General features: G+C 72.7%; 18 protein-coding genes. 16 read left to right on the top strand and 2 right to left on the bottom strand.

Translation table 11 applies throughout. The annotated features are described in order from the left end of the window. The first annotated feature begins 144 nt into the window (after window positions 1-144). Window positions 145-723 carry a hypothetical protein gene (locus tag ACIBBF_RS26120; protein WP_397419292.1) on the top strand — a complete coding sequence of 193 codons (579 nt, stop codon included), beginning with the start codon at window positions 145-147 and terminating at the stop codon, window positions 721-723. 167 nt (window positions 724-890) lie between these two features. Here the strand turns inward: ACIBBF_RS26120 and ACIBBF_RS26115 are convergent, their stop codons facing one another. Further along, window positions 891-1,202, bottom strand: a complete 312-nt coding sequence (locus tag ACIBBF_RS26115; protein ID WP_397419290.1) for a hypothetical protein — start codon at window positions 1,200-1,202, stop codon at window positions 891-893. 39 nt (window positions 1,203-1,241) lie between these two features. On the opposite strand from ACIBBF_RS26115, the gene ACIBBF_RS26110 reads away from it, so the two are divergent. The 4 genes from ACIBBF_RS26110 (at window position 1,242) to ACIBBF_RS26095 (ending at window position 8,647) form a co-directional block, all read left to right on the top strand. Beyond that, window positions 1,242-3,164 (top strand): heavy metal translocating P-type ATPase, encoded by a 1,923-nt coding sequence (locus ACIBBF_RS26110; protein ID WP_397419288.1) that lies wholly within the window; start codon window positions 1,242-1,244, stop codon window positions 3,162-3,164. A 170-nt stretch (window positions 3,165-3,334) separates the two neighbouring features. Then, on the top strand, window positions 3,335-6,028 hold the full coding sequence (locus ACIBBF_RS26105) for a glycoside hydrolase family 97 catalytic domain-containing protein (protein WP_397419286.1): 2,694 nt from the start codon (window positions 3,335-3,337) through the stop codon (window positions 6,026-6,028). Window positions 6,029-6,127: 99 nt separating this feature from the next. Further along, the gene (locus ACIBBF_RS26100; RefSeq protein WP_397419284.1) at window positions 6,128-7,621 is read left to right on the top strand and encodes a glycerophosphodiester phosphodiesterase family protein; all 1,494 of its coding nucleotides are present in this window, start codon (window positions 6,128-6,130) and stop codon (window positions 7,619-7,621) included. Between the two features lie 78 nt (window positions 7,622-7,699). Continuing rightward, a complete protein-coding gene (locus ACIBBF_RS26095) occupies window positions 7,700-8,647 on the top strand; it encodes a DUF808 domain-containing protein (protein WP_397419282.1) in 948 nt (315 codons plus the stop codon). A 38-nt stretch (window positions 8,648-8,685) separates the two neighbouring features. Here the strand turns inward: ACIBBF_RS26095 and ACIBBF_RS26090 are convergent, their stop codons facing one another. After that, window positions 8,686-9,414: a GNAT family N-acetyltransferase gene (locus tag ACIBBF_RS26090; RefSeq protein ID WP_397419280.1), complete on the bottom strand. Its 729-nt coding sequence runs from the start codon at window positions 9,412-9,414 to the stop codon at window positions 8,686-8,688. A gap of 343 nt (window positions 9,415-9,757) precedes the next feature. Between ACIBBF_RS26090 and ACIBBF_RS26085 the strand changes: the two genes are divergently transcribed. The 11 genes from ACIBBF_RS26085 (at window position 9,758) to ACIBBF_RS26035 (ending at window position 19,751) form a co-directional block, all read left to right on the top strand. Then, complete coding sequence (locus ACIBBF_RS26085; RefSeq protein ID WP_397419278.1) at window positions 9,758-10,294, top strand: MarR family winged helix-turn-helix transcriptional regulator; 537 nt, start codon at window positions 9,758-9,760, stop codon at window positions 10,292-10,294. Between the two features lie 14 nt (window positions 10,295-10,308). Further along, window positions 10,309-11,022 carry an EamA family transporter gene (locus tag ACIBBF_RS26080; protein ID WP_397419276.1) on the top strand — a complete coding sequence of 238 codons (714 nt, stop codon included), beginning with the start codon at window positions 10,309-10,311 and terminating at the stop codon, window positions 11,020-11,022. Next, the gene (locus tag ACIBBF_RS26075; protein WP_397419294.1) at window positions 10,926-11,162 is read left to right on the top strand and encodes an EamA family transporter; all 237 of its coding nucleotides are present in this window, start codon (window positions 10,926-10,928) and stop codon (window positions 11,160-11,162) included. The genes ACIBBF_RS26080 and ACIBBF_RS26075 overlap by 97 nt, the downstream gene beginning before the upstream one ends. A gap of 143 nt (window positions 11,163-11,305) precedes the next feature. Continuing rightward, entirely contained in the window at window positions 11,306-12,211 is a 906-nt protein-coding gene (locus tag ACIBBF_RS26070; RefSeq protein WP_397419274.1) for a carbohydrate ABC transporter permease, read from the top strand. Further along, complete coding sequence (locus tag ACIBBF_RS26065; protein ID WP_397419272.1) at window positions 12,208-13,158, top strand: carbohydrate ABC transporter permease; 951 nt, start codon at window positions 12,208-12,210, stop codon at window positions 13,156-13,158. The genes ACIBBF_RS26070 and ACIBBF_RS26065 overlap by 4 nt, the downstream gene beginning before the upstream one ends. 26 nt (window positions 13,159-13,184) lie before the next feature. Further along, on the top strand, window positions 13,185-14,438 hold the full coding sequence (locus tag ACIBBF_RS26060) for an ABC transporter substrate-binding protein (protein ID WP_397419270.1): 1,254 nt from the start codon (window positions 13,185-13,187) through the stop codon (window positions 14,436-14,438). A 131-nt stretch (window positions 14,439-14,569) separates the two neighbouring features. Next, the gene (locus tag ACIBBF_RS26055) at window positions 14,570-15,616 is read left to right on the top strand and encodes a glycoside hydrolase family 76 protein (protein ID WP_397419268.1); all 1,047 of its coding nucleotides are present in this window, start codon (window positions 14,570-14,572) and stop codon (window positions 15,614-15,616) included. A gap of 52 nt (window positions 15,617-15,668) precedes the next feature. Further along, window positions 15,669-16,763, top strand: coding sequence for a GntR family transcriptional regulator (locus ACIBBF_RS26050; protein ID WP_397419266.1), 1,095 nt, complete (start codon window positions 15,669-15,671; stop codon window positions 16,761-16,763). 107 nt (window positions 16,764-16,870) lie between these two features. Then, window positions 16,871-18,784, top strand: a complete 1,914-nt coding sequence (locus tag ACIBBF_RS26045) for a glycoside hydrolase family 76 protein (protein ID WP_397419264.1) — start codon at window positions 16,871-16,873, stop codon at window positions 18,782-18,784. A gap of 20 nt (window positions 18,785-18,804) precedes the next feature. Beyond that, window positions 18,805-19,281, top strand: coding sequence for a heme-degrading domain-containing protein (locus ACIBBF_RS26040; RefSeq protein WP_397419262.1), 477 nt, complete (start codon window positions 18,805-18,807; stop codon window positions 19,279-19,281). A 140-nt stretch (window positions 19,282-19,421) separates the two neighbouring features. Then, the gene (locus ACIBBF_RS26035) at window positions 19,422-19,751 is read left to right on the top strand and encodes a hypothetical protein (protein WP_397419260.1); all 330 of its coding nucleotides are present in this window, start codon (window positions 19,422-19,424) and stop codon (window positions 19,749-19,751) included. Window positions 19,752-19,890 lie beyond the last annotated feature (139 nt).

The raw sequence follows: 19,890 nt of genomic DNA, 5'->3' as shown, positions 1-19,890 counted from the left end.
GGGGGGGGGGGGGGGGGGGGGGGGGGGGGGGGGGGGGGGGGGGGGGGGGGGGGGGGGGGGGGGGGGGGGGGGGGGGGGGGGGGGGGGGGGGGGGGCCCCCCCCCCCCCCGCCCGCCGGGCGGGATCGAGGTCGATCCCGCCCGGGTGGCGGAGCTGGAGGCGGCCGAGGAGAGACGGAACACGGAGAACCTCGCTGCGGCCGGGGAGCTGGCGGTCTCGGCGCAGGAGCGCCTGCTGCCGGTCATGGACGGGCTGTACGAGGCGCTCCCGCTCGACGAGGGGGCATCGTCCGGCGTACCTGGCGCGGTGGACGGGGCGCCGGGCACGCCGGACGGGGCACCCGGTGCGGTGGACGGGGCGCCCCCGGACGCCGCCGACCTGCGCGAGTGGCGGGACGTCGTCGACGACGTCCAGGAGGACGTCGAGGAGCTCCCGCCCGGCTCCTCCGAGCACAACATCGTGCGCAACGGCCTGCTGCTCTCGACCGGCCTGCTGGGGGACACGCTCGACGTCCTCGAGGTGGCCGGGGCCGCGGACGCCGGCGGCACCGGCCGCCTGTACGACGTCGCGGGCGCGCTGCGCTCGCGGGCCGTCGACGCGTGGGCCCAGGCCGCGGTCCAGCTCGACATGCAGTACATCGCGGCGGACCGCGGGCACCTGCACGCGTTCCTTCCTCTGCACTCGGGCATGTCGACGGAGGGGGAGCCGGAGCTGGGTCACTGAGCGGCGCCGGGACGCTCCGGGCAGGACATCGTCCCGCAGGTGTGTTGCTGTGGAGAGACATCGTCTACTCACAGCAACACACCTGCGTGGGAGTGGTGGTGGGAGTGGCGCCCCGGTCGGAAGGAAACACTTGACCTGGATACCCCACAGGGGTATATCTGGTCCTGTCATGCCTCGCCGAGGTGTGGCAGAAAGGGATGACCATGGCGCACGACCACGCGCACGGCGAGACCGCCGAGCGCCACCATGAGCACGTGCCACCCGCGAGCCACGCGGAGCACGCGGTCCACGGCGAGCACGCAGGCCACACCGGCCACATGGAGCACACCGGCCACACGGACCAGCACACCGGCGCCGGCCACGCCGATCACGCCGGCCACGCCGGCCACGCCGGCCACGCCGATCACGCCGATCACGCCGATCACGCCGGCCACGCCGGCCACGCCGGCCACGCCGGCCACGCCGGCCACGGAGGTCACGGCGACCACGTCGCCCAGTTCCGGCGACTGTTCTGGATCATGCTCGTCCTGGCGGTGCCGGTGGTCGGTCTGTCCGGCATGTTCGCCATGGTCCTCGGCTACGAGCTCCCTGACGCCGCCTGGGTCTCCTGGGTCTCGCCGGTGCTCGGTACCGTCATGTACGTCTGGGGCGGGCGGCCGTTCCTGACCGGCGCCGTGAGCGAGCTGCGCTCCCGCAAGCCCGGGATGATGCTGCTCATCGGGCTGGCCATCACCGTCGCGTTCGTCGCCTCCCTCGGGGCGAGCCTCGGGGTGCTGGACCACCAGCTCGACTTCTGGTGGGAGCTGGCGCTCCTGATCGTCATCATGCTGCTCGGGCACTGGATCGAGATGCGTTCGCTCGCGCAGACGACGTCGGCGCTCGACTCGCTCGCCGCCCTGCTGCCCGACGAGGCCGAGCGTGTCGAGGGTGACCAGGTGGTGACGGTCGCGCCTGCCGACCTGGTGGTCGGCGACGTCGTGGTCGTGCGGCCCGGTGGCAGTGTCCCGGCGGACGGCCGCATCACCGACGGCCGGGCCGAGATGGACGAGTCCATGGTCACCGGCGAGTCGCGCACCGTGTCCCGGGGGCCGGGCGAGCCGGTGGTCGCCGGGACGGTCGCCACCGACTCCGGTCTGCGCGTGGAGGTCACGGCCACCGGCGACGACACCGCCCTGGCCGGGATCCAGCGCCTGGTGACCGAGGCGCAGAACTCGTCCTCGCGGGCCCAGCGCCTGGCCGACACCGCGGCGGGCTGGCTGTTCTGGTTCGCCCTGGCGGCCGCGGCGATCACGGCGGTGGTCTGGTCGGCCGCCGGGATGCCCGACGACGCCGTGATCCGCACGGTCACCGTCCTGGTCATCGCCTGCCCCCACGCGCTCGGCCTCGCCATCCCGCTCGTCGTCTCGATCGCGACCGAGCGTGCCGCCCGCGGCGGCGTCCTGATCAAGGACCGGCTGGCGCTGGAGAGCATGCGCACCGTCGACACCGTGCTGTTCGACAAGACCGGCACCCTCACCGAGGGCAAGCCCGTCGTCACGGAGGTCAGCACCGCGACGGGCGCGGGTCTCGACGGCGACGCGCTGGTGGCGCTCGCGGCGGCAGCCGAGCAGGACAGCGAGCACCCCCTGGCCCGGGCGATCGTCCGTGCGGCGCAGGAGCGCGGCGCGGTCCTGTCGCAGGCCTCCGGATTCACGTCGTCGCCCGCCGTCGGCGTGACGGCGACGGTCGACGGCCACGAGGTCCGGGTCGGCGGGCCGCGCCTCCTGCAGGAGACCGGCCAGGACGAGCTCGGCGCCGCCGACGCGTGGCGGGCGGACGGCGCGATCGTCCTGCATGTCCTGCGCGACGGCGTGGTGGTGGGCGCGCTGCGCCTCGCCGACGAGGTGCGGCCCCAGGCGGCGGACGCCGTCCGGCGGCTGCACGGGCTGGGCGTGCAGGTGGTCATGATCACCGGCGACGCCGAGGCCGTGGCCCGCTCCGTGGCCACCGAGCTCGGCATCGACCGCTGGTTCGCGGGCGTCCGGCCCGAGGACAAGTCCGCGAAGGTGCTGGAGCTCCAGCAGGAGGGCCGCAAGGTCGCCATGGTGGGCGACGGCGTGAACGACGCCCCGGCGCTCGCGCAGGCCGACGTCGGCATCGCGATCGGGGCGGGCACCGACGTGGCCATCGCGTCGGCGGGCGTCATCCTCGCCAGCGACGACCCCCGTTCGGTCCTGTCGGTGATCGAGCTGTCCCGGGCGAGCTACCGCAAGATGAAGCAGAACCTGTGGTGGGCCGCCGGGTACAACCTGATCTCGGTGCCGCTCGCGGCGGGCGTCCTGGCGCCGGTCGGGTTCGTGATGCCGATGTCCGCGGGCGCCGTCCTGATGTCCCTCTCGACGGTCGTGGTGGCCCTCAACGCGCAGCTTCTGCGCAGGCTGGACCTGCGGCCCGGCTCGTGACCGGTGGGGCGGGGTCGTGACCGGGACGACCCCGCCCCGCCCGCGGCCGGGGTGTTGACCGGTCGCCTCCGGCCTACCTAGCCTGTCCGGCGGCGCACCGGGCGCCGGTTGCCGGAGTCAAGGGAGACCTCGTGAAGCACCTACCTGCGTTCGGTCCTGTGTCCCAGCTGATGACAGCGGTGTCAGTGATCGCGCTGGCCGCCAGCGGCCTCGTCGTCGGCGGCACCGCGAGCGCCGCGCCCGTCACGGGCGCCACCGCGGCGGGCGACCCGCCGGACGGCGTCGGCGTGTGGCGCGTGGACGGGCCGCGCGGCTCCGGGCTCGACGGGGTGCTGCGGCTGGACGATGCCGGGCAGGTCACGCTCGACGTGGTCGCCGACGGCGCCACGGTGCTCTCGGCGACCCGGCTGGGGCTGCGCGGCAGCGACGGTGACCTCACCACGGGCCTGACGTTCGTGAGCCGTCAGGACCGGCGGGTCGCCGACACGTACGCCATGACGACGGGCAAGAGCCTCCGCCGCTCCTACGACCACCGCGAGTCGGTCTTCACGTTCGAGGACGCCGCGGGCGCCCGGCTCGGCATCGCGGTCCGCGTGGCCCGCGACGGCGTGGCCTACCGCTACCTGCTGGACGGTCCCGGTGAGCACCGGGTGGACGACGAGTCCGGCGCGTGGGAGCCGGCTGCCGACGGACCCGCGTGGATGCAGCGCTCGTACGCCGTGAACTACGAGGCGGAGTGGGCCACCACCACGGCGGTGGAGGGCCACGGGGCCACGAGCGTCGGGTACCCGGTGCTGTTCCAGCAGGGCGACCGGTACGCGCTGGTCACGGAGTCCGACGTGCGCGGCCAGTGGTCCGGCACGCACCTGGCGCACGAGCCGGGCACGCTGCGCTACTCCGTCGAGCTGTTCGAGGGGCGCCCGGTGACGTCGTCCGGGGCCTCGGCCGGTGGTGTGGCGAGCCCGTGGCGGGTGGCGGTGGTCGGTGACCTGCCCGGCGTCGTCGGCTCGAACCTGGTGGACGACCTGGCGACGCCCGCCGCGCTGGACCCGGGGGCGGACTGGATCCGGCCGGGCCGGTCGAGCTGGAGTTGGCTCACCGACCCGGCCAGCCCGCGCGACGAGGCGCGCCAGCGGGACTTCGTCGACCTGTCGGCGCGCAACGGCTGGGAGTACGTGCTCCTCGACGAGGGCTGGGACGCCACCTGGGTGCCGCGTACGGTGCGGTACGCGCACACCCGTGGCGTCGACGTGATCGTCTGGTTCCACAACCGCGACCTGCGCACCCAGGAGCAGCGCGACGAGTGGCTGCCCCGGCTCAAGGCGTGGGGCGTGAGCGGGCTCAAGGTGGACTTCATGGACTCCGACTCCCAGGAGATCCACCAGTGGTACGAGGACGTGGCCCGGGACACGGCACGGTACGAGCTGATGCTCAACTTCCACGGCTCGGCGCTGCCCACGGGCCTGCAGCGCACGTGGCCGCACATCATGAGCTACGAGTCGGTGCGCGGCATGGAGAACGGCGTGAGCCCCGAGCGCAACGTGGTGGTGCCGTTCACGCGCAACGTCGTCGGCTCCATGGACTTCACTCCGGTCGTGTTCTCCCGTGACAACGACAAGACGTCGCGCGCCCAGCAGGCCGCGATGAGCGTGGTGTACGAGTCGGGCTGGCAGCACATGTCCGACCGGCCCGAGGGGTACGACGCCGAGCCTGCCGCGCTGCCGTTCCTCCGGAACGTCCCGGCCCGCTGGGACGAGGTGCGGCTGCTGGGCGGCACGCCGGGGCGGGACGCGGTGCTGGCGCGCCGGTCCGGCGACCGCTGGTTCGTCGGCGGTCTGCGGGCGGGCTCGGGCGCCCCGCTCCGCCTCCCGCTCGCGGGTCTGGTCGGCGGTGCGGCCGTGGTCGACCTGCTCGCCGACGACGGCGCGGACGGCTCGGCCACGGTGCACACCACGGTGCGTGCCGCCGCGGGACAGACGCTGGAGATCCCGACCGCGGACAACGGCGGCTTCCTGGCGGTCGTGTGCGCCGCGACCCGGCCGGGCGCCTCCTGCCTGGACGAGATCGAGGCGCGGCCCGCGGCGGCGCTGGACGTCGAGCCGGTCGAGGCCGACGTCGAACCGGGCGGCACGGTGGAGGTGACGGCCGCGTTCACGGTGGCCGACCGCGACGTGACGCGGGTGCGGCTGACGCCGGACCTGCCCGCGGGATGGGTCGCGGACCACGGCACCGAGACGGTGGCCCGGCTCGGCGCCGGGCGCACGGCGCGGGTCACGTGGCGGGTCCAGGTGCCCGCCGACGGGGCCACCGGCACGTTCGAGCTGCCGGTCGACGTGGGCTACCGCGCGGGACGTGAGCAGTTCACGGCGGCCGGCCAGGCCACCCTCTGGGTGACGCCGCCGTCCCTGACCGGCACGCACCACGTGTCCGACCTCGACTGGATCGACGAGACCAACGGGTACGGCCCGGTCGAGCGCGACCGGTCCAACGGGGAGGCCGCGGGCGGTGACGGCGGACCGCTGCGGATTGCGGGCGTCACCTACGACAAGGGCGTGGGCATGCACGCCACCGGCTCCGTGACGGCGTGGCTCGGCGGCACGTGCACGCGGTTCACCGCTGTGGTCGGTATCGACGACGAGGTGCTCGACAAGCCGGGGGACACCGGCGTGGGCTCCGTGCGGTTCCAGGTCTACGGCGACGGCGTGCTGCTGACGGAGACGCCCGTGCTGTCCAACGACGACGGCGGCGTGCCGCTGGACGTCGACGTCACCGGTGTGCGGCGGCTGCGGCTGGTCGCGGACGAGGGCGGCGACGGCAAGAACTTCGACCACGCCGACTGGGCGGACGCGCGCGTGACCTGCTGACCGGCCACGACCTGCTGAGGAGCAGGGTTCAGCGAGTGTTCAGCCCCGCGCCGCCTGCCGGTCGCCCGTCCGGCCGGCGGCGGCGCGAGGCTCACCCTCATGAACACACGTCGTGGCGCCCGGGCGGGCGCCGTCGTCTCCGCCGTCGCGCTGGTGCTGTCGGGTACCGTCGCGTCCCTCGTCCCGCTCCCCGCCGGGAGCCCGGCCGACGCCGTTCCCGCGCAGGCCGTTCCCGCGCAGGCGGTTCCCGCGCAGGCCGTCTCTCACGGCGGCCCGGGCCTCGGAGGACGCACGGCCGCCGACCGGGCCTACCGCGACCTGCTCGACCACGGCCCGGACGCCAAGATCCTCACGGCGGCCCACCGTGCCCAGTGGCGCTCCGCGCCCGAGAACAGCGTGCCCGCGATCCTGGCGGCGTTCGAGGACGGCGCGGAGATCGTCGAGCTGGACGTCCGGCTCACGGCCGACGGCGTGCCCGTGCTCATGCACGACACGACGGTCGACCGCACCACCGACGGCACGGGCCGGGTCGACAGCCTGACGCTGGCGCAGATCGAGGAGCTCCGCCTGCGGGAGGGCCTGGGCGGCGCGCAGGCGGCGGTGACCGGCGAGCACGTGCCGACGCTGGCCGAGGCGATGCTCCTGGCCAAGGACCGCGGCCTGGTCAACCTCGACAAGGGCTGGCCGTTCCGGGAGGAGATCTGGGACGTGCTGACCGAGACCGGCACGGTGCGCAACGGCCTGTTCAAGTCGGACGCACCCGTGGACCAGGTCCAGGAGTTCCGCGCCACGCACCGCGGCGCCGTCTACATGCACATGGTCACCGACGCGAACCTCGCGGACGTCGACCGGTTCGGCGACGACCAGCCCGTGGCCTACGAGGTCAACTTCGACAGCACCGCGGACGCCGTCGCGCGCCGTCCGTTCCTCGACCGGGTGGCGAGCGGGAGCCGGGTCTGGAGCAACACGATGTGGGACGGCCTGTCGGAGCGGATGACCGACGAGGCCTCGCTGATCGATCCGTTGCGCGGCTGGCAGGCGCTGGTCGAGGGATACCGCACCACGATCTTCCAGACCGACGACGTCGAGAAGATCGAGCGCTGGCTGCGCACGGGGGAGGGCGACCCGCTGCCGCGCGGCGCCGTCCGCGTCCAGGCCGAGGACTTCCTGCCCGGCGAGGGCGTGGGCTACCACGACCTGGAGGCCGCCAACCGCAGCAACCTCCAGATGCGCCCGGGGGAGGGCGTGGACGTCCAGGACCTGGACGGCGCCGTCAGCCTCGGCTGGATGCGCGGCGGCGAGTGGCTCACCTATGCGGTCGAGGTGCCCCGGGACGGCACCTACGAGGTGGCCGTGCGCGCCTCGTCGCCCTACTCGCCGGCGGGTACCTACACCGTGACGTTCGACGGCGGTACCGCCGGCCCGCCGGTCGAGGTCGCGAACACCACCAGCCACGCGAAGCAGGTGCTCCAGCCGAGCGGTGTCGCCCAGCGGCTGGAGAAGGGCACGCACACGCTCCGGATCGACCTGCCCTCCGGCGCCTACCAGAACTGGAACCTCGACTACGTGCAGCTCACCCCGCTGCGCCGGTGACGCCCGGGGCGGCCGTGTTGCATAGGCTGCGGGCATGACGACACATCGATCGCACCGGGAGGCGCCGTGGGCGGCCTGATGGGACTCCTGGACGACATCGCGGCGCTCGCGAAGCTGGCGGCGGCGTCCATCGACGACGTCGGCGCGGCCGCGGGGCGCGCCACCGCGAAGGCCGCGGGCGTGGTGGTGGACGACACCGCCGTCACACCCCAGTACCTGCGGAGCGTCGCGGCGCAGCGCGAGCTGCCCATCGTGAAGAAGATCGCGATCGGGTCGATCCGGAACAAGCTGATCTTCATCCTCCCGGCCGCCCTGCTGCTCAGCCAGTTCCTGCCGTGGGCGCTGCCGATCATCCTCATGGTCGGCGGCACCTACCTGGCGTACGAGGGCGCGGAGAAGATCTGGCACAAGGTCTCCGGCCACCACGACGCCGAGGTGCCCGCCACCGAGGTCAGCCCCGAGGCGGAGCAGAAGATGATCGCGGGCGCGATCCGCACCGACCTGATCCTGTCGGCCGAGATCATGGTGATCGCGCTCGCCGAGGTGGCCGACCAGCCGTTCTGGTCGCGGCTGGCGATCCTGGTCGTGGTGGCCCTGGTCATCACGGTCATCGTCTACGGCATCGTGGCGGCCATCGTGAAGATGGACGACGTGGGGCTGCGGCTCGCCGAGCGGGACTCCGGCTTCTCCCGGCGGCTGGGCCGGGGCCTGGTCAAGGCGATGCCGCGGGTGCTGGCCGTGATCTCCGTGGTCGGCACCGTCGCGATGCTGTGGGTGGGCGGGCACATCCTGCTGGTCAACCTCGGTGCCGACGGCACCGGCTGGGTGCCGGCGCCCTATGAGTGGGTGCACCACCTGGAGGTGGCGATCCACGACGCGACCGGCGCTCTCGGCGGGACGCTGGGCTGGCTGTTCAACACGTTCTGCTCCGCCGTGGTCGGCCTCGTGGTCGGCGCCGTCGTGGTGGCTGTGCTGCACCTGCTGCCGTCCCGGAAGAAGACGGAGGAGGCCCCGGCCGGCCACTGACGCCGGCCCACCACGGACGTGACGCGACCCCGAAGACGTCAGGCGGCGGACGGGGTGCGCACAGTCCCGAACTCGTTGCGGCGGCGCAGCACGAACCCGAGGCTCTCGTAGAGCCGGATCGCGTTCGTGTTGCCCGCCGCGGCGTGCATCAGCGCCCGGGCGCCGCGCTCGTGGACGTGGTGCACCACGTCGAGCACGAGGCGTGAGGCCAGGCCCTGCCCGCGGTACCGCTCGTCCGTGGCGACCGCGCTGATCTCGGTCCAGCCCGCAGGGCGCAGGCGTTCGCCGGCCATCGCCGCCAGCCGCCCGTCACGCCGGATGCCGACGTACCGGCCGAGCTCGTAGGTGCGCGGCAGGAACGGGCCCGGCTTGGCCCGCGCCACGAGGTCGAGCATCTCCGGCACGTCGGCCTCGCCCAGCACGACGGCCTCCGGGTCCGGCCGGGCGGCGATCCGGTCGGTCTCGACGAGCTGCACGCCCGCGTGCAGCTCGCCGCGCGTCCAGCCTGCCGGCAGCGCCACCGACTCGGGGGGAGCGGGGAAGTCGGCGTCGTACCCGACCAGGTCGATGATCGCGGCCCACACGTCGGGGTCGTCCCAGGTCCGCACCGCGGCGAAGGGGGAGACGTCGACGGGGTACCGGCGCACGAGGTCACCGCCCTCGGCCAGGTGGGCGTGCTCGCCGGTGAGCGACGACCAGGCGGCGTCGTCCAGCACGGAGTCGTCGTAGGCCGGGGTGTCGAACGCGGGGTCTGTCAGGAGGCTCACGACGTCCTCAACTGCCGGTCGCGGCCCGGCATTCCGCCCCGTCCCGGGTAGGGCGGCGCCTCGGGGCCGGTGGTCCGAGGCCGCACGATGCCCGGGCCAACTCTCAACCTGAAGTTGAACCTGAACCCAGTGCCGGCCCGACCTTCGACCCGTGCCTGAACCTTGGCCCGATGACGATCCAGGACCCGCGGAATGCTGCAGGTCCGCGCCAGACGCGGCGCCCCGGATTCCGGCCGGGTGGGGCCCGACGGCGGTCTCCCGGGTCCCGCAGCGCCGGCACACCTCCGAGCGCCTGGGTCACGCGGCCGTTGCGGTGACGTGGATCACTTGATATGCATGAGTCATGCATGACAGGACGGCGAACCTGCTCGGCGCGGCGTCCCTGGCGGTGACCGACGTGCTGCTGGGGGCGGCGACCGCGGCTGCCGCGACCGGACCCAGTGGTACGGCGGCCCTGGTGGTGCTGTCCGCGACCCCGGGCCTGTCCACCACCGAGCTCGGGCGCAGGGTCGGCCTGACCCAGTCGGCCGCGACGCGCATGGTGGACGCGCTGGTCGGGCGGGGGCTCGCCGAACGGCGTCCGTCCCTGGGCAAGTGGGTGACCGTCCACCTCACGCCGCAGGGTGCGCAGGCAGCGCGGTCGGTGCTGACCAGCCGGGAGGACCGGGTGGGCGCTCTGCTCTCCTCCCTGGACGCGGACGAGCGGGACACGCTCTCGGGGATCCTCGAGAAGGTGCTGACCGCCGTGTACGGCGAACGGCCGGACAGCCAGTGGCTGTGCCGGCTGTGCGACCGGGAGTCGTGCCTGGACGGCGGCGCGGACCACTGCCCGGTCGGGGCCGCCGAGCGCGAGGCGCAGGCGAGAGCGCGGGAGGCGTAGCCCGGGATGACACCGTGACCGAGGTCCTGGCGCTGCTGTCGGCCCTGTGCTTCGGGCTGACGCACTTCGTCAACGGTGTCGTGTCCCGCACCTGGAACGGCGTGACGGTGGCGGCCGTCGCACAGGTGGGCGGCACGGTGCTCAGCGTCCCGGTCGCCGTCCTGCTGCCCGCGGGGCACCCGACGGCGGGGACCCTCTGGTGGGGCGCGCTGTCCGGGCTCGGCACCGGCGTCGGCGTCGCGTTCCTCTACCGGGCCATGAGCCGTGGGCCGATGAGCGTCGTCGCCCCGGTGAGCGACCTGGCCGGGGTGGCGCTCCCGGTCGTGGTGGGTGTCACGCTGCTGCACGAGCGGCCCTCGCCGCTCGCCGTCGCCGGGATCCTCCTGGCGCTGGTGGCGGTCTGGCTGGTCTCGCGCCGCCGTCCGGCACCCGGTGCGGGCGGCTCGCGCGGCGTGCGGCGCACGGTCGACGGCGTGCCGGACGCGCTGCTCGCTGGTGTGGGCATCGCCGCGCACTTCGTCGCCGTCGCCCGCATCCCCGCCGAGGCCGGGGCGTGGCCCCTCGCGGTGGCCGCGGGGTGTCCGTCGCCGTCATCGTCGCCCTGGCCGTGGCGCTCGGTGCGCCGGCGCGCCTGTCCCGGCGAGCCACGTGGGCGGCCCTCGTGGCGGGCGGGGTCGGGACGGTCGCCACCGTCCTGTACTGGGCGGCGGTCGCCGAGGGCCTGCTGACCACCACGACCGTCCTGGCGTCGCTGTACCCGGCCGTCCCCGTGCTGCTGGCGGTGGTGCTCCTGCGCGAGCGGCTGTCGGCGGGCCAGGTGTCCGGGCTGGTCGTGGCCGGTGCGGCGGCCGTGCTCATCGCGGTGTAGGCGAGCGTCACGCGGTCCGCCGCCGACGTCTTCTACTATTACCCCTATTTCTATACGTTGACATAGGGGTAAAGCGCTCCCTACGCTGCGGGCAGCCGGGTCGACGACGTCCCGGTGAGAACACGGACGACGGAGTTCGGACCATGAAGCTCAGCAGTGCCCCGGCGCCGGCGGTCAGCGCCACCCGACGCCAGCAGACCATCAGCGCGTGGATCTTCCTCGCGGTACCGGTGCTGCTGTTCGCGGTCTTCCTGCTGCTCCCGGTGGTCATGGCGGTCGGCCTGAGCCTGACCGACTACGCCGTCATCGGCGACTTCCAGTGGGTGGGCCTGGACAACTACGCCCGCATCGCCGGTGACCCGATCTTCTGGGTGGCCGTGCGCAACACCGCGCTCTACACGGTGCTGTACGTGCCGGCCGGCCTGGTGGTCGCGCTCGGCACCGCGCTGCTGCTGAATCGCAGCACCCGCGTCTCGCGTGTGTTCCGCACCCTGTTCTACATCCCGGTCGTCTCCTCGACCGTCGCGACCGCCGCCATCTGGTTCTGGCTGCTCAACCCCCAGTACGGACTGCTCAACGCGGTGCTCGGCTGGTTCGGCATCGACGGCCCGGCGTGGTTGTACGAGTCCCGCTGGGCCATGATCGCCATCGTCATGATGAGCGTCTGGGCCGGGTTCGGCGCCAACATGATCATCTACCTCGGCGCGCTCCAGGGCGTGCCCGGCGAGCTCGTGGACGCCGCCCGCGTCGACGGGGCCGGGGCGTTCCGGGTGTTCTGGCACGTGACCCTGCCGGCCATCTCCCGGGCCACGTTCCTCATCCTCACGCTGCTGCTCATCGCCGCCTTCCAGGTGTTCGACCAGGCGTACGTGCTGACCAAGGGCGGCCCCGGCAACTCGACCCTCACCCTCGTCTACTACATCTACGACCGCGGGTTCGGCCGGCTGGAGATGGGATACGCCTCGGCACTGTCGTTCGTGCTGTTCCTCGTCATCCTCGTGTTCTCCGTCGCCAACGCCCGCGCCACCGGACGGGAGAACGACCGATGAGCGCGCCCACCAGCCCCGCACCGGCGGGCATCGTCGTCGCCGCGACCGCAGCCGCGCCACCGGCGCCCGTCAAGCGGCCTCCGACCGCCCGGAGCGTGACCGGCCGGGTGCTGTGGACCCTCGCCGTCGTGCTGATCAGCCTCACCACCGTGATGCCGCTGGTCTGGACGCTGGCCACGTCGCTGAAGCCGGAGGGCGAGATCCTCTCGTCCTACCTCCGGCTCCTGCCCGAGAACCCCACGCTCGCCAACTACGTGACCCTGTTCACCGACGGGCCCTTCGGCCGCTACCTGGCCAACTCGGCGATCATCGCGCTCGGCGGCGTGGCCACCAACCTGTTCTTCGGGGGCCTGGCCGGGTACGCGCTGGCCAAGCTGCACTTCCGCGGCCGCGGCGTGGTCTTCTCGCTGTTCCTCGGCTCCATGATGGTGCCGGGCATCATCACCATGGTCCCCACCTTCCTGGTGCTGCGCCGGTTCCCGCTGGTGGGGGGCAACGACCTGTTCGGCGAGGGCGGTGCGGGCTTCATCAACAGCTACGGCGCCGTGCTCATCCCGTTCGCCGCCGGGCCGTTCGCGGTGTTCTTCATGCGCCAGTTCTTCCAGGCGCTGCCCGACGAGCTCGGCGACGCCGCCCGTATCGACGGCGCGAGCGAGTTCCGCATCTTCTGGAACATCTACCTGCCGCTGGCCCGGGCCGGCCTGGCCGTGCTCGGCGTGCTCACCTTCCAGGCCGGGTGGAACAGCTTCCTGTGGCCCCTCATCGCCCTCAACGACCCCGAGATGCTCACCGTGCAGGTGGGCCTGGCCGGGTACGTCAACGAGTACCAGACCGAGTACGGGCCCCTGCTGGCCGGGACGATCCTGGCGAGCCTGCCCGTCCTGGTCGTCTTCGTGCTCGCCCAGCGCTACATCATCGAGAACTTCGCCCACTCAGGAACCAAATGAGCAACACACTGCAAAGGAGCAGAGTCATGAAGCGTGCACCACGGATCGCCGGGGCCCTCGCCGCGGCCGCGGTCCTGGCCGGAACCCTGACCGCGTGCGGCGGCGCGTCGGACGGCGGGTCCGGCGGCGGACCCGAGGAGGTGACCTTCTGGGGCTCCTGGTCCGGCGCCCAGGCCAAGCAGCTCCAGCAGCAGGCCGACGCGTTCAACGAGTCCCAGGACGAGTACGAGGTCACCTACGTGGGCCAGGAGCTCGTCGAGGAGAAGCTGCTCACTGCGCTCGCGTCCGGCAGCGTGCCCGACGTGGTGCTCTGGGACCGGTACGCGACCCCGCTGTACGTGCCCAAGAACGCGCTGGCGCCGATCGACGAGTACCTCGAGGCCGACGGCGTGGACACCGGGCAGTTCTACGAGCAGGCGATGGGCGAGCTCGTCGTCGACGGCCAGACCTACGGCCTGCCGCTGCTCGTGGACAACCGGTCGCTGTTCTACAACACCGAGCTGCTGGCCGACGCCGGCGTCGAGCCGCCCACCGACTGGGCCGGGCTCAAGAAGGCCGCCGAGGCCGCGACCGAACGCGAGGGCGGCACGCTGAGCGTGGCCGGCTTCGCGCTCGACGACCCGGGCCTGTTCAACATCTGGCTGAAGCAGGCCGGCGGCCAGATGTTCAGCGACGACGGCACGACCACCGCCTTCAACAGCCCGGAGGGTCTGGAGGTGCTGGAGTTCTGGCAGGGCCTGCTCGACGCCGGCGTGTACGAGCCCGGCTTCGGCGAGGGCGTCGACTCGTTCGCCGAGGGCAGCGTGGCGCTCAAGTACGACGGACCGTGGGCGCTGACCGCGCTGGACGAGGCCGGGGTGGACTACGGCATCGTGCAGCCGCCCGTCGGTCCCGACGGCGACCAGGGCGCCGGCATGGGCGGCTTCGGCCTGGTCATCCCGCAGGGCGCACAGAACCCTGACGGCGCCTGGGAGTTCATGAAGTGGTGGACCACGCAGCCCGCCAACGGCGTCGACTTCGCCAAGATCTCCGGCTGGATCCCCGCGAACGTGGAGGCCGCCAACGACCCGTACTTCACGCAGGACGACCGGTACCAGGCGTTCATCGAGACCATGGAGTACGCCCAGGTGCGCTCGAACGTGCCCGGAGCCTCCGACGTCGAGGGCAAGGCCCTGATCCCCGCCCTCGAACGGTTCCTGGGCGGGGAGGTGGACGCGGCGACGGCACTTGCCGAGGCCCAGGAGCTGGGCGACCAGATCCTGGCGGACAACGCGCAGTGAACCCCGAGGACGACGACGCGCGCTCCGCGCCCCGAACCACGACGCGCGCTCCGCGCCCCGAACCACGACGCGCGCTCCGCGCCCCGAACCACGACGCGCGCTCCGCGCGCAGTGAGGACGACCCGAACCACATGAACGCACCGAACCCCTGGTCCGCCCGCGCCGACCTGGCCCAGCGCAGCCTGGACCACTTCTTCGGCACGGCCGAGCCGCAGCTGCTCGACAACACCTACCCCGTCGGCGACAACTCGACGTTCAACTACTGGTGGCTGGCGCACGTGATCGACGTGCGGCTGGACGCCTTCGCGCGGACCGGAGACGCACGCTGGCTGGCGGCGGCGCGGGCCACGAGCGCGAACCTGCGCGGGCGGAACGGGGGTTCGCTGTTCAACGACTACTTCGACGACATGCTCTGGTACGCGCTGGCCCTGGAGCGGCTGGCCCGGGCCACCGGGCGCACCGAACCCCTGGACGACGCCCGCTCCATCTGGGACCACGTCGTCGAGCACGGGTGGAACGACACCCACGGCGCCAGCGTGGCCTGGCGCAAGCAGCAGCTCCACTACAAGAACACGCCCGCCAACGGGCCGTTCGTCATCCTCTCCGCGCGGCTGTACGACCACGACCCGCGCCCGGAGTACCTGGAGCGCGGGCGCACCGCGTTCGACTGGATCACCGCGACGCTGGTGGGGCCGGACGGGTTCGTGGAGGACGGCATCAACCGCGAGGGCGACGGGCGCGTCGACACGCAGTGGCGCTTCACCTACAACCAGGGGCTGTACATCGGCGCGGCGGTCGCGCTGGACGCCGTGCGGCCCGAGCCCGAGCTGGTCGACCGGGCCGTCCGGACCGCCACGACGGCGCTGCGCGAGCTCGCCCCCGACGGGATCGTGGGCAGCGAGGGCGGCGGGGGAGACGAGGGCCTGTTCAAGGGAGTGCTGTACCGCTACCTGGGCACGCTCCTGGACCGCCTCGGGCCGACGGCGCCCGCCAGCGGGCCGCTCGTGGAGTTCGTGCGTACCAGCACGGACCGCCTGTGGGAGACCGCACAGCGCGACGGGCACCTGCTGGCCGGCGACGACTGGCGGCACCCCGCGCAGCCCCCGGTGTTCTACTCGACCCAGCTCAGCGCGATCATGGCGCTGGAGCTGCGGGCCGCGGTGGAGGCGCGGCGATGACCGTGGTCCGGGGTAGATTCGTGGGTCGTCTCCCACCGGTGAAGGGGCATCCGTGAGCCAGCCGCTCTACGTCGAGGTGTACCAGCAGCTCCGTGACGCCATCCACGCGGGCACCTACGGTGTCGGCGACCGGATGCCCGCCGAGGCGGAGCTGACCAAGCAGCTCGGCGTCAGCGCCATCACGCTCAAGCGGGCGATGGACCTGCTGCGCTCCGAGGGCTACATCACGCGCCGGCCGCGGCTGGGCACGGTCGTGGTGAGTGCCACCGCGACCGGCCCGGCCGGCCCACGGTCCGGGCCGGCGCCGCTGATCGGGTGCGTGCTGACCGACTTCGACGACACCTTCGGCACCCGGGTCCTGTCGGGCCTGCTGGACGCGTCGGGCACGGCGGCCAACCTGGTGGTCAAGCGGAGCCTGGGGGACGGCGAGGCCGAGGGCGACCTGGTGCGCGCGCTGGTGGCCGACGGCGTCCAGGGGCTCATCCTGGAGCCCAGCTCCTCGCAGTACGTGCCGCCCGCGGTGCTGGAGCTGATCACCCGGTCGTTCCCGGTGACCATCCTGGACCGGGTGTTCGACGGCGTCCCGGTGTCGTCGGTCTGCTCCGACAACGTCTCGGCGGGCCGCCAGGCGGCCGAGGTGCTCTTCACCGCGGGCTACGACCACGTGGGCCTCGTCTCGGCCGCGAGCACGGTGTCGACGGTGCAGGACCGGCTGGACGGCGTCGTCGCCGCCCACGCGACCCGGCACGTCCCGTTCGACCCGGCGCACCAGTACCGCCAGGTGCGCTCGACCGTGCCGGGCAGCGGTGTGGCGCCCGACGAGGACATCGCCGGGCTCGAGAAGTTCCTGGCCGCCAACCCTGGCCTGACGGGTGTGGTCGCCACCGAGTACAACATCGCGGTGCTGCTGCGTGAGGCGGCCCAGCGCACCGGGCGGACCGTGCCGGACGACCTCGGCATCGTCTGCTTCGACCACCCGGACGCCTTCTACGACCAGGCGCGCTACCGGTTCACCCACATCCGCCAGGACGAGTCCCGGATGGGCCACGAGGCGGTCGCGCTCGTGCTGGCGCAGCTGCGCGACGCCGGCCAGGTCACCAAGGTGACGCTGCCCACGCAGCTCGTGCCGGGCAGCTCGACCCGCTGAGCCGCGACCTCGCCCAATAGGTGTATTGCACCCATTTCTCCTGTAGGTTTTGGGTGAATTCACGAGCGCCTGGGGGCAACGCCGCACCCAGGGGGAGGAGCCCATCGATGTCGATGCTTCGTCGTACCCGGAATGCCCTGCTGACCGCCGTCGTGGCGGTCGCCCTGACCGCCGGGGGCCAGCCAGCGGCCCTCGCGCACGCCGGCCCGCCCGGTGCGGGCCCCCAGGCCGCGGGGGCGGCCGACGTGGCGCGCGCCCGGGTGGCCACCGAGGTGCTGCTGGAGTCCTACGACCAGGAGAAGGCGTGGTTCCCGTCGAGCTGGTGGAACTCGGCCGTCGCGCTGCAGACGATCGGCGACTACATGCTGCGCACCGGTGACCGCAGCTACGTGGACGTGCTGGACCACAGCTTCGAGACCAACAAGGGGCCGTTCCCGGCGGGCGAGCGGTCCACCGACGAGATCTACGGCAACTTCACCAGCCGCGCCATCGACGACGCCGGGTGGTGGGCGCTGAACTGGGTCACCGCCTACGACCTGACCGGCGAGGCGAAGTACCTCGACATGGCCGGCACCATCGGCGAGTTCATGCACGGGTTCTGGGACCCGAGCACGTGCGGTGGCGGGATCTGGTGGAACGAGGAGCGCACCTACAAGAATGCCGTGACCAACGGCCAGTGGGTGCGGCTGACCGCCGAGCTGCACAACCGGATCCCGGGCGACACGGTGTGGCTCGACCGGTCGCAGGAGGCGTGGGACTGGTACGTCGCCAGCGGCATGATCAATGCCGACGGCCTGGTCAACGACGGGCTGACGGACGCCTGCGCCAGCAACGGCGACACGGTCTGGAGCTACAACCAGGGCCTGGCGATCGGCGCACCCCTGGAGCTGTACCGGGCCACGGGTGACCCGGAGCTGCTCGCGCAGGCGCGCCGCCTGGCCGACGCCGCCCTGGACTCCACGGCACTCGTCACCGACGACGTGCTGACCGAGTCCTGCGACCGGGTGGACCGGTCCTGCGACGACAACCAGAAGCAGTTCAAGGGCATCTTCATGCGGTACCTGATGGACCTGGCGGACACCACCGGCGACCAGCGCTACCAGGAGTTCGCCGCGCACCAGGCCGAGACGATCTGGGCGGCCGACCGGGACTCCTCCGACCGCCTGGGGCAGCGCTGGGCAGGCGGCACGAGCGCCGACCACCCGAACGTCTTCGACTGGCGCACCCAGGCCAGCGCCCTCAGTGCCCTGATCGCGGACGTCCCGCAGGACGCCCCCGCCCGGTCGCTGTCCGCGACCATGTCGCCCGACCAGCTCGTGGTGATGCCCAGCCCGGGTGCGACGTCGGCCCTGCGGACCGAGGTCGGGGTCGCGGCCACGTCGGACGGCCGCCGCCCCCTGCGCGTGGACGTGCGGGTGGACGGCCCGCGGGGGTGGACCGTCGACCCGGACCGCAGCCGGCTGACGCTCGCCACCACGGGGGACGGGACGCCCACCCGGGCGGTCGTGCCGCTGGACGTGACGGTCCCCGCCGGCGTGGCGGACGGCAGCTATCCGCTGACCGTGACCGTCACCGCGGGGCCGGGTCTGAGCTGGACCACGCGCGCCACGGTGCAGGTGGCGAGCGTGGTCGACTTCGACGCGGGCAGCACCGAGGAGGTCGCGTGGCTCTGGGACGCGGGCGGGTCCGGCCTGAGCCAGGCGGGCAGCCGGTTCGCCGACGGCACCAGCCGCTTCGTCTACAAGCTCCCGTTCCCGGCCGAGGCGACGTCGGCCGAGGCGACCCTCACGATCGACAACCAGTACGTCGTGGCCCTCGGGCCGGACGGCGAGAGCTGGACCACGGTCCTGGCGGAGGACGAGCAGGTCCGGGACGGCTCCAACAAGGCCGACCACACCCTCGACCTGACGCCGTACCTCGGGCCGGACAAGGCGGTCTACATCCGCGTGACCGACGCGTTCCCCGCGGACGGCTGGGGCGGCGGGGTCTACCACGTCTCGGCGACGTTCGGGACGGACTGAGGTGCTGCCAGGATGAGGCCATGAGCGAACTCGATGTCACTGCCGTCGTCTCCGAGGTCGAGGCCCAGGAGGCCGAGCTGGTCCTGCCCTCGTTCACGCACGAGCAGGCGTGGGACCTGGGTGTGCGGCTGGTCGGGCTGGCGACCGAGCGGGACCTGCCCGTCACCGTCGACATCCGCAAGGGCACCCAGCAGGTGTTCCACGCGGCGCGCCCCGGCACCACGCCAGACAACGACTCCTGGATCGAGCGCAAGGTGCGGGTCGTCTACCGGTTCGGCGCGTCGTCGTACCTGGTGGGTCTGCGCGCCCGGGTGAAGGGGAGCGACTTCAACGCCGACCACGGTCTGCCGTTCCAGGAGTACTCCGCGCACGGCGGGGCCGTGCCGGTGCGGGTGGCCGGGGTGGGCATCGTCGGCGTCGTGACCGTGTCGGGTCTGGCGCAGCAGGACGACCACGCACTCGTGGTCGAGGCCCTGCGCGAGCTGATGGCGGCGTAGGCGCGTCCGGTCGTCCCGGCCGCCGTCGGGTCACCCCGCATGGGGAGTTATATCCATGGTGTGACCTGCACGGACACCGTATCCTCACGCTTCGGTGACGGTACTCGACGGCGGTCGGCGACGAACAGGACGGAGGTCTGGTGATGGTGGATCTGCGGGTTGATCTGGATGCGGTGCGTGAGTTGGGGTCGAGTTTGTCGGTGGTGGCGGGTGAGTTCGAGAACGCGAATGCGAACAGTGATCGGATTGCGGGTGCGGTGGGTCATGAGGGGTTGGCGGGGGTGGTGCGGGATTTCGCGCACAAGTGGGATGACACGCGGGGCAAGATGACGGAGAACTTGCGCAAGCTGGCGGAGGCCTCGACGCAGGTGGCGCAGGCGTTCACGGATATTGATAGGGATCTGGCCAGGGCGATGGAGGGCGATGAGGCTGCTCCTTCGTCGGGTGGTGGCCCGGGTGGTGCGTTGTGAGGCCGGCGGATTGGTCGCCGGTGGGTCTGGATGTGGATCCGACGCCTGGTGATCCGGTGTTGGTGCTTGCTGGTGGGCAGGAGTATCTGGAGGTTGCTCGGTCGATCGATGAGGCGGCGGGGGCGATGTCGCGTCTGGA

The sequence above is a fragment of the Promicromonospora sp. NPDC050880 genome (assembly GCF_044456525.1).
Taxonomy (GTDB): Bacteria; Actinomycetota; Actinomycetes; order Actinomycetales; family Cellulomonadaceae; genus Promicromonospora.
This window is presented reverse-complemented; position numbering and strand designations above follow the sequence as displayed.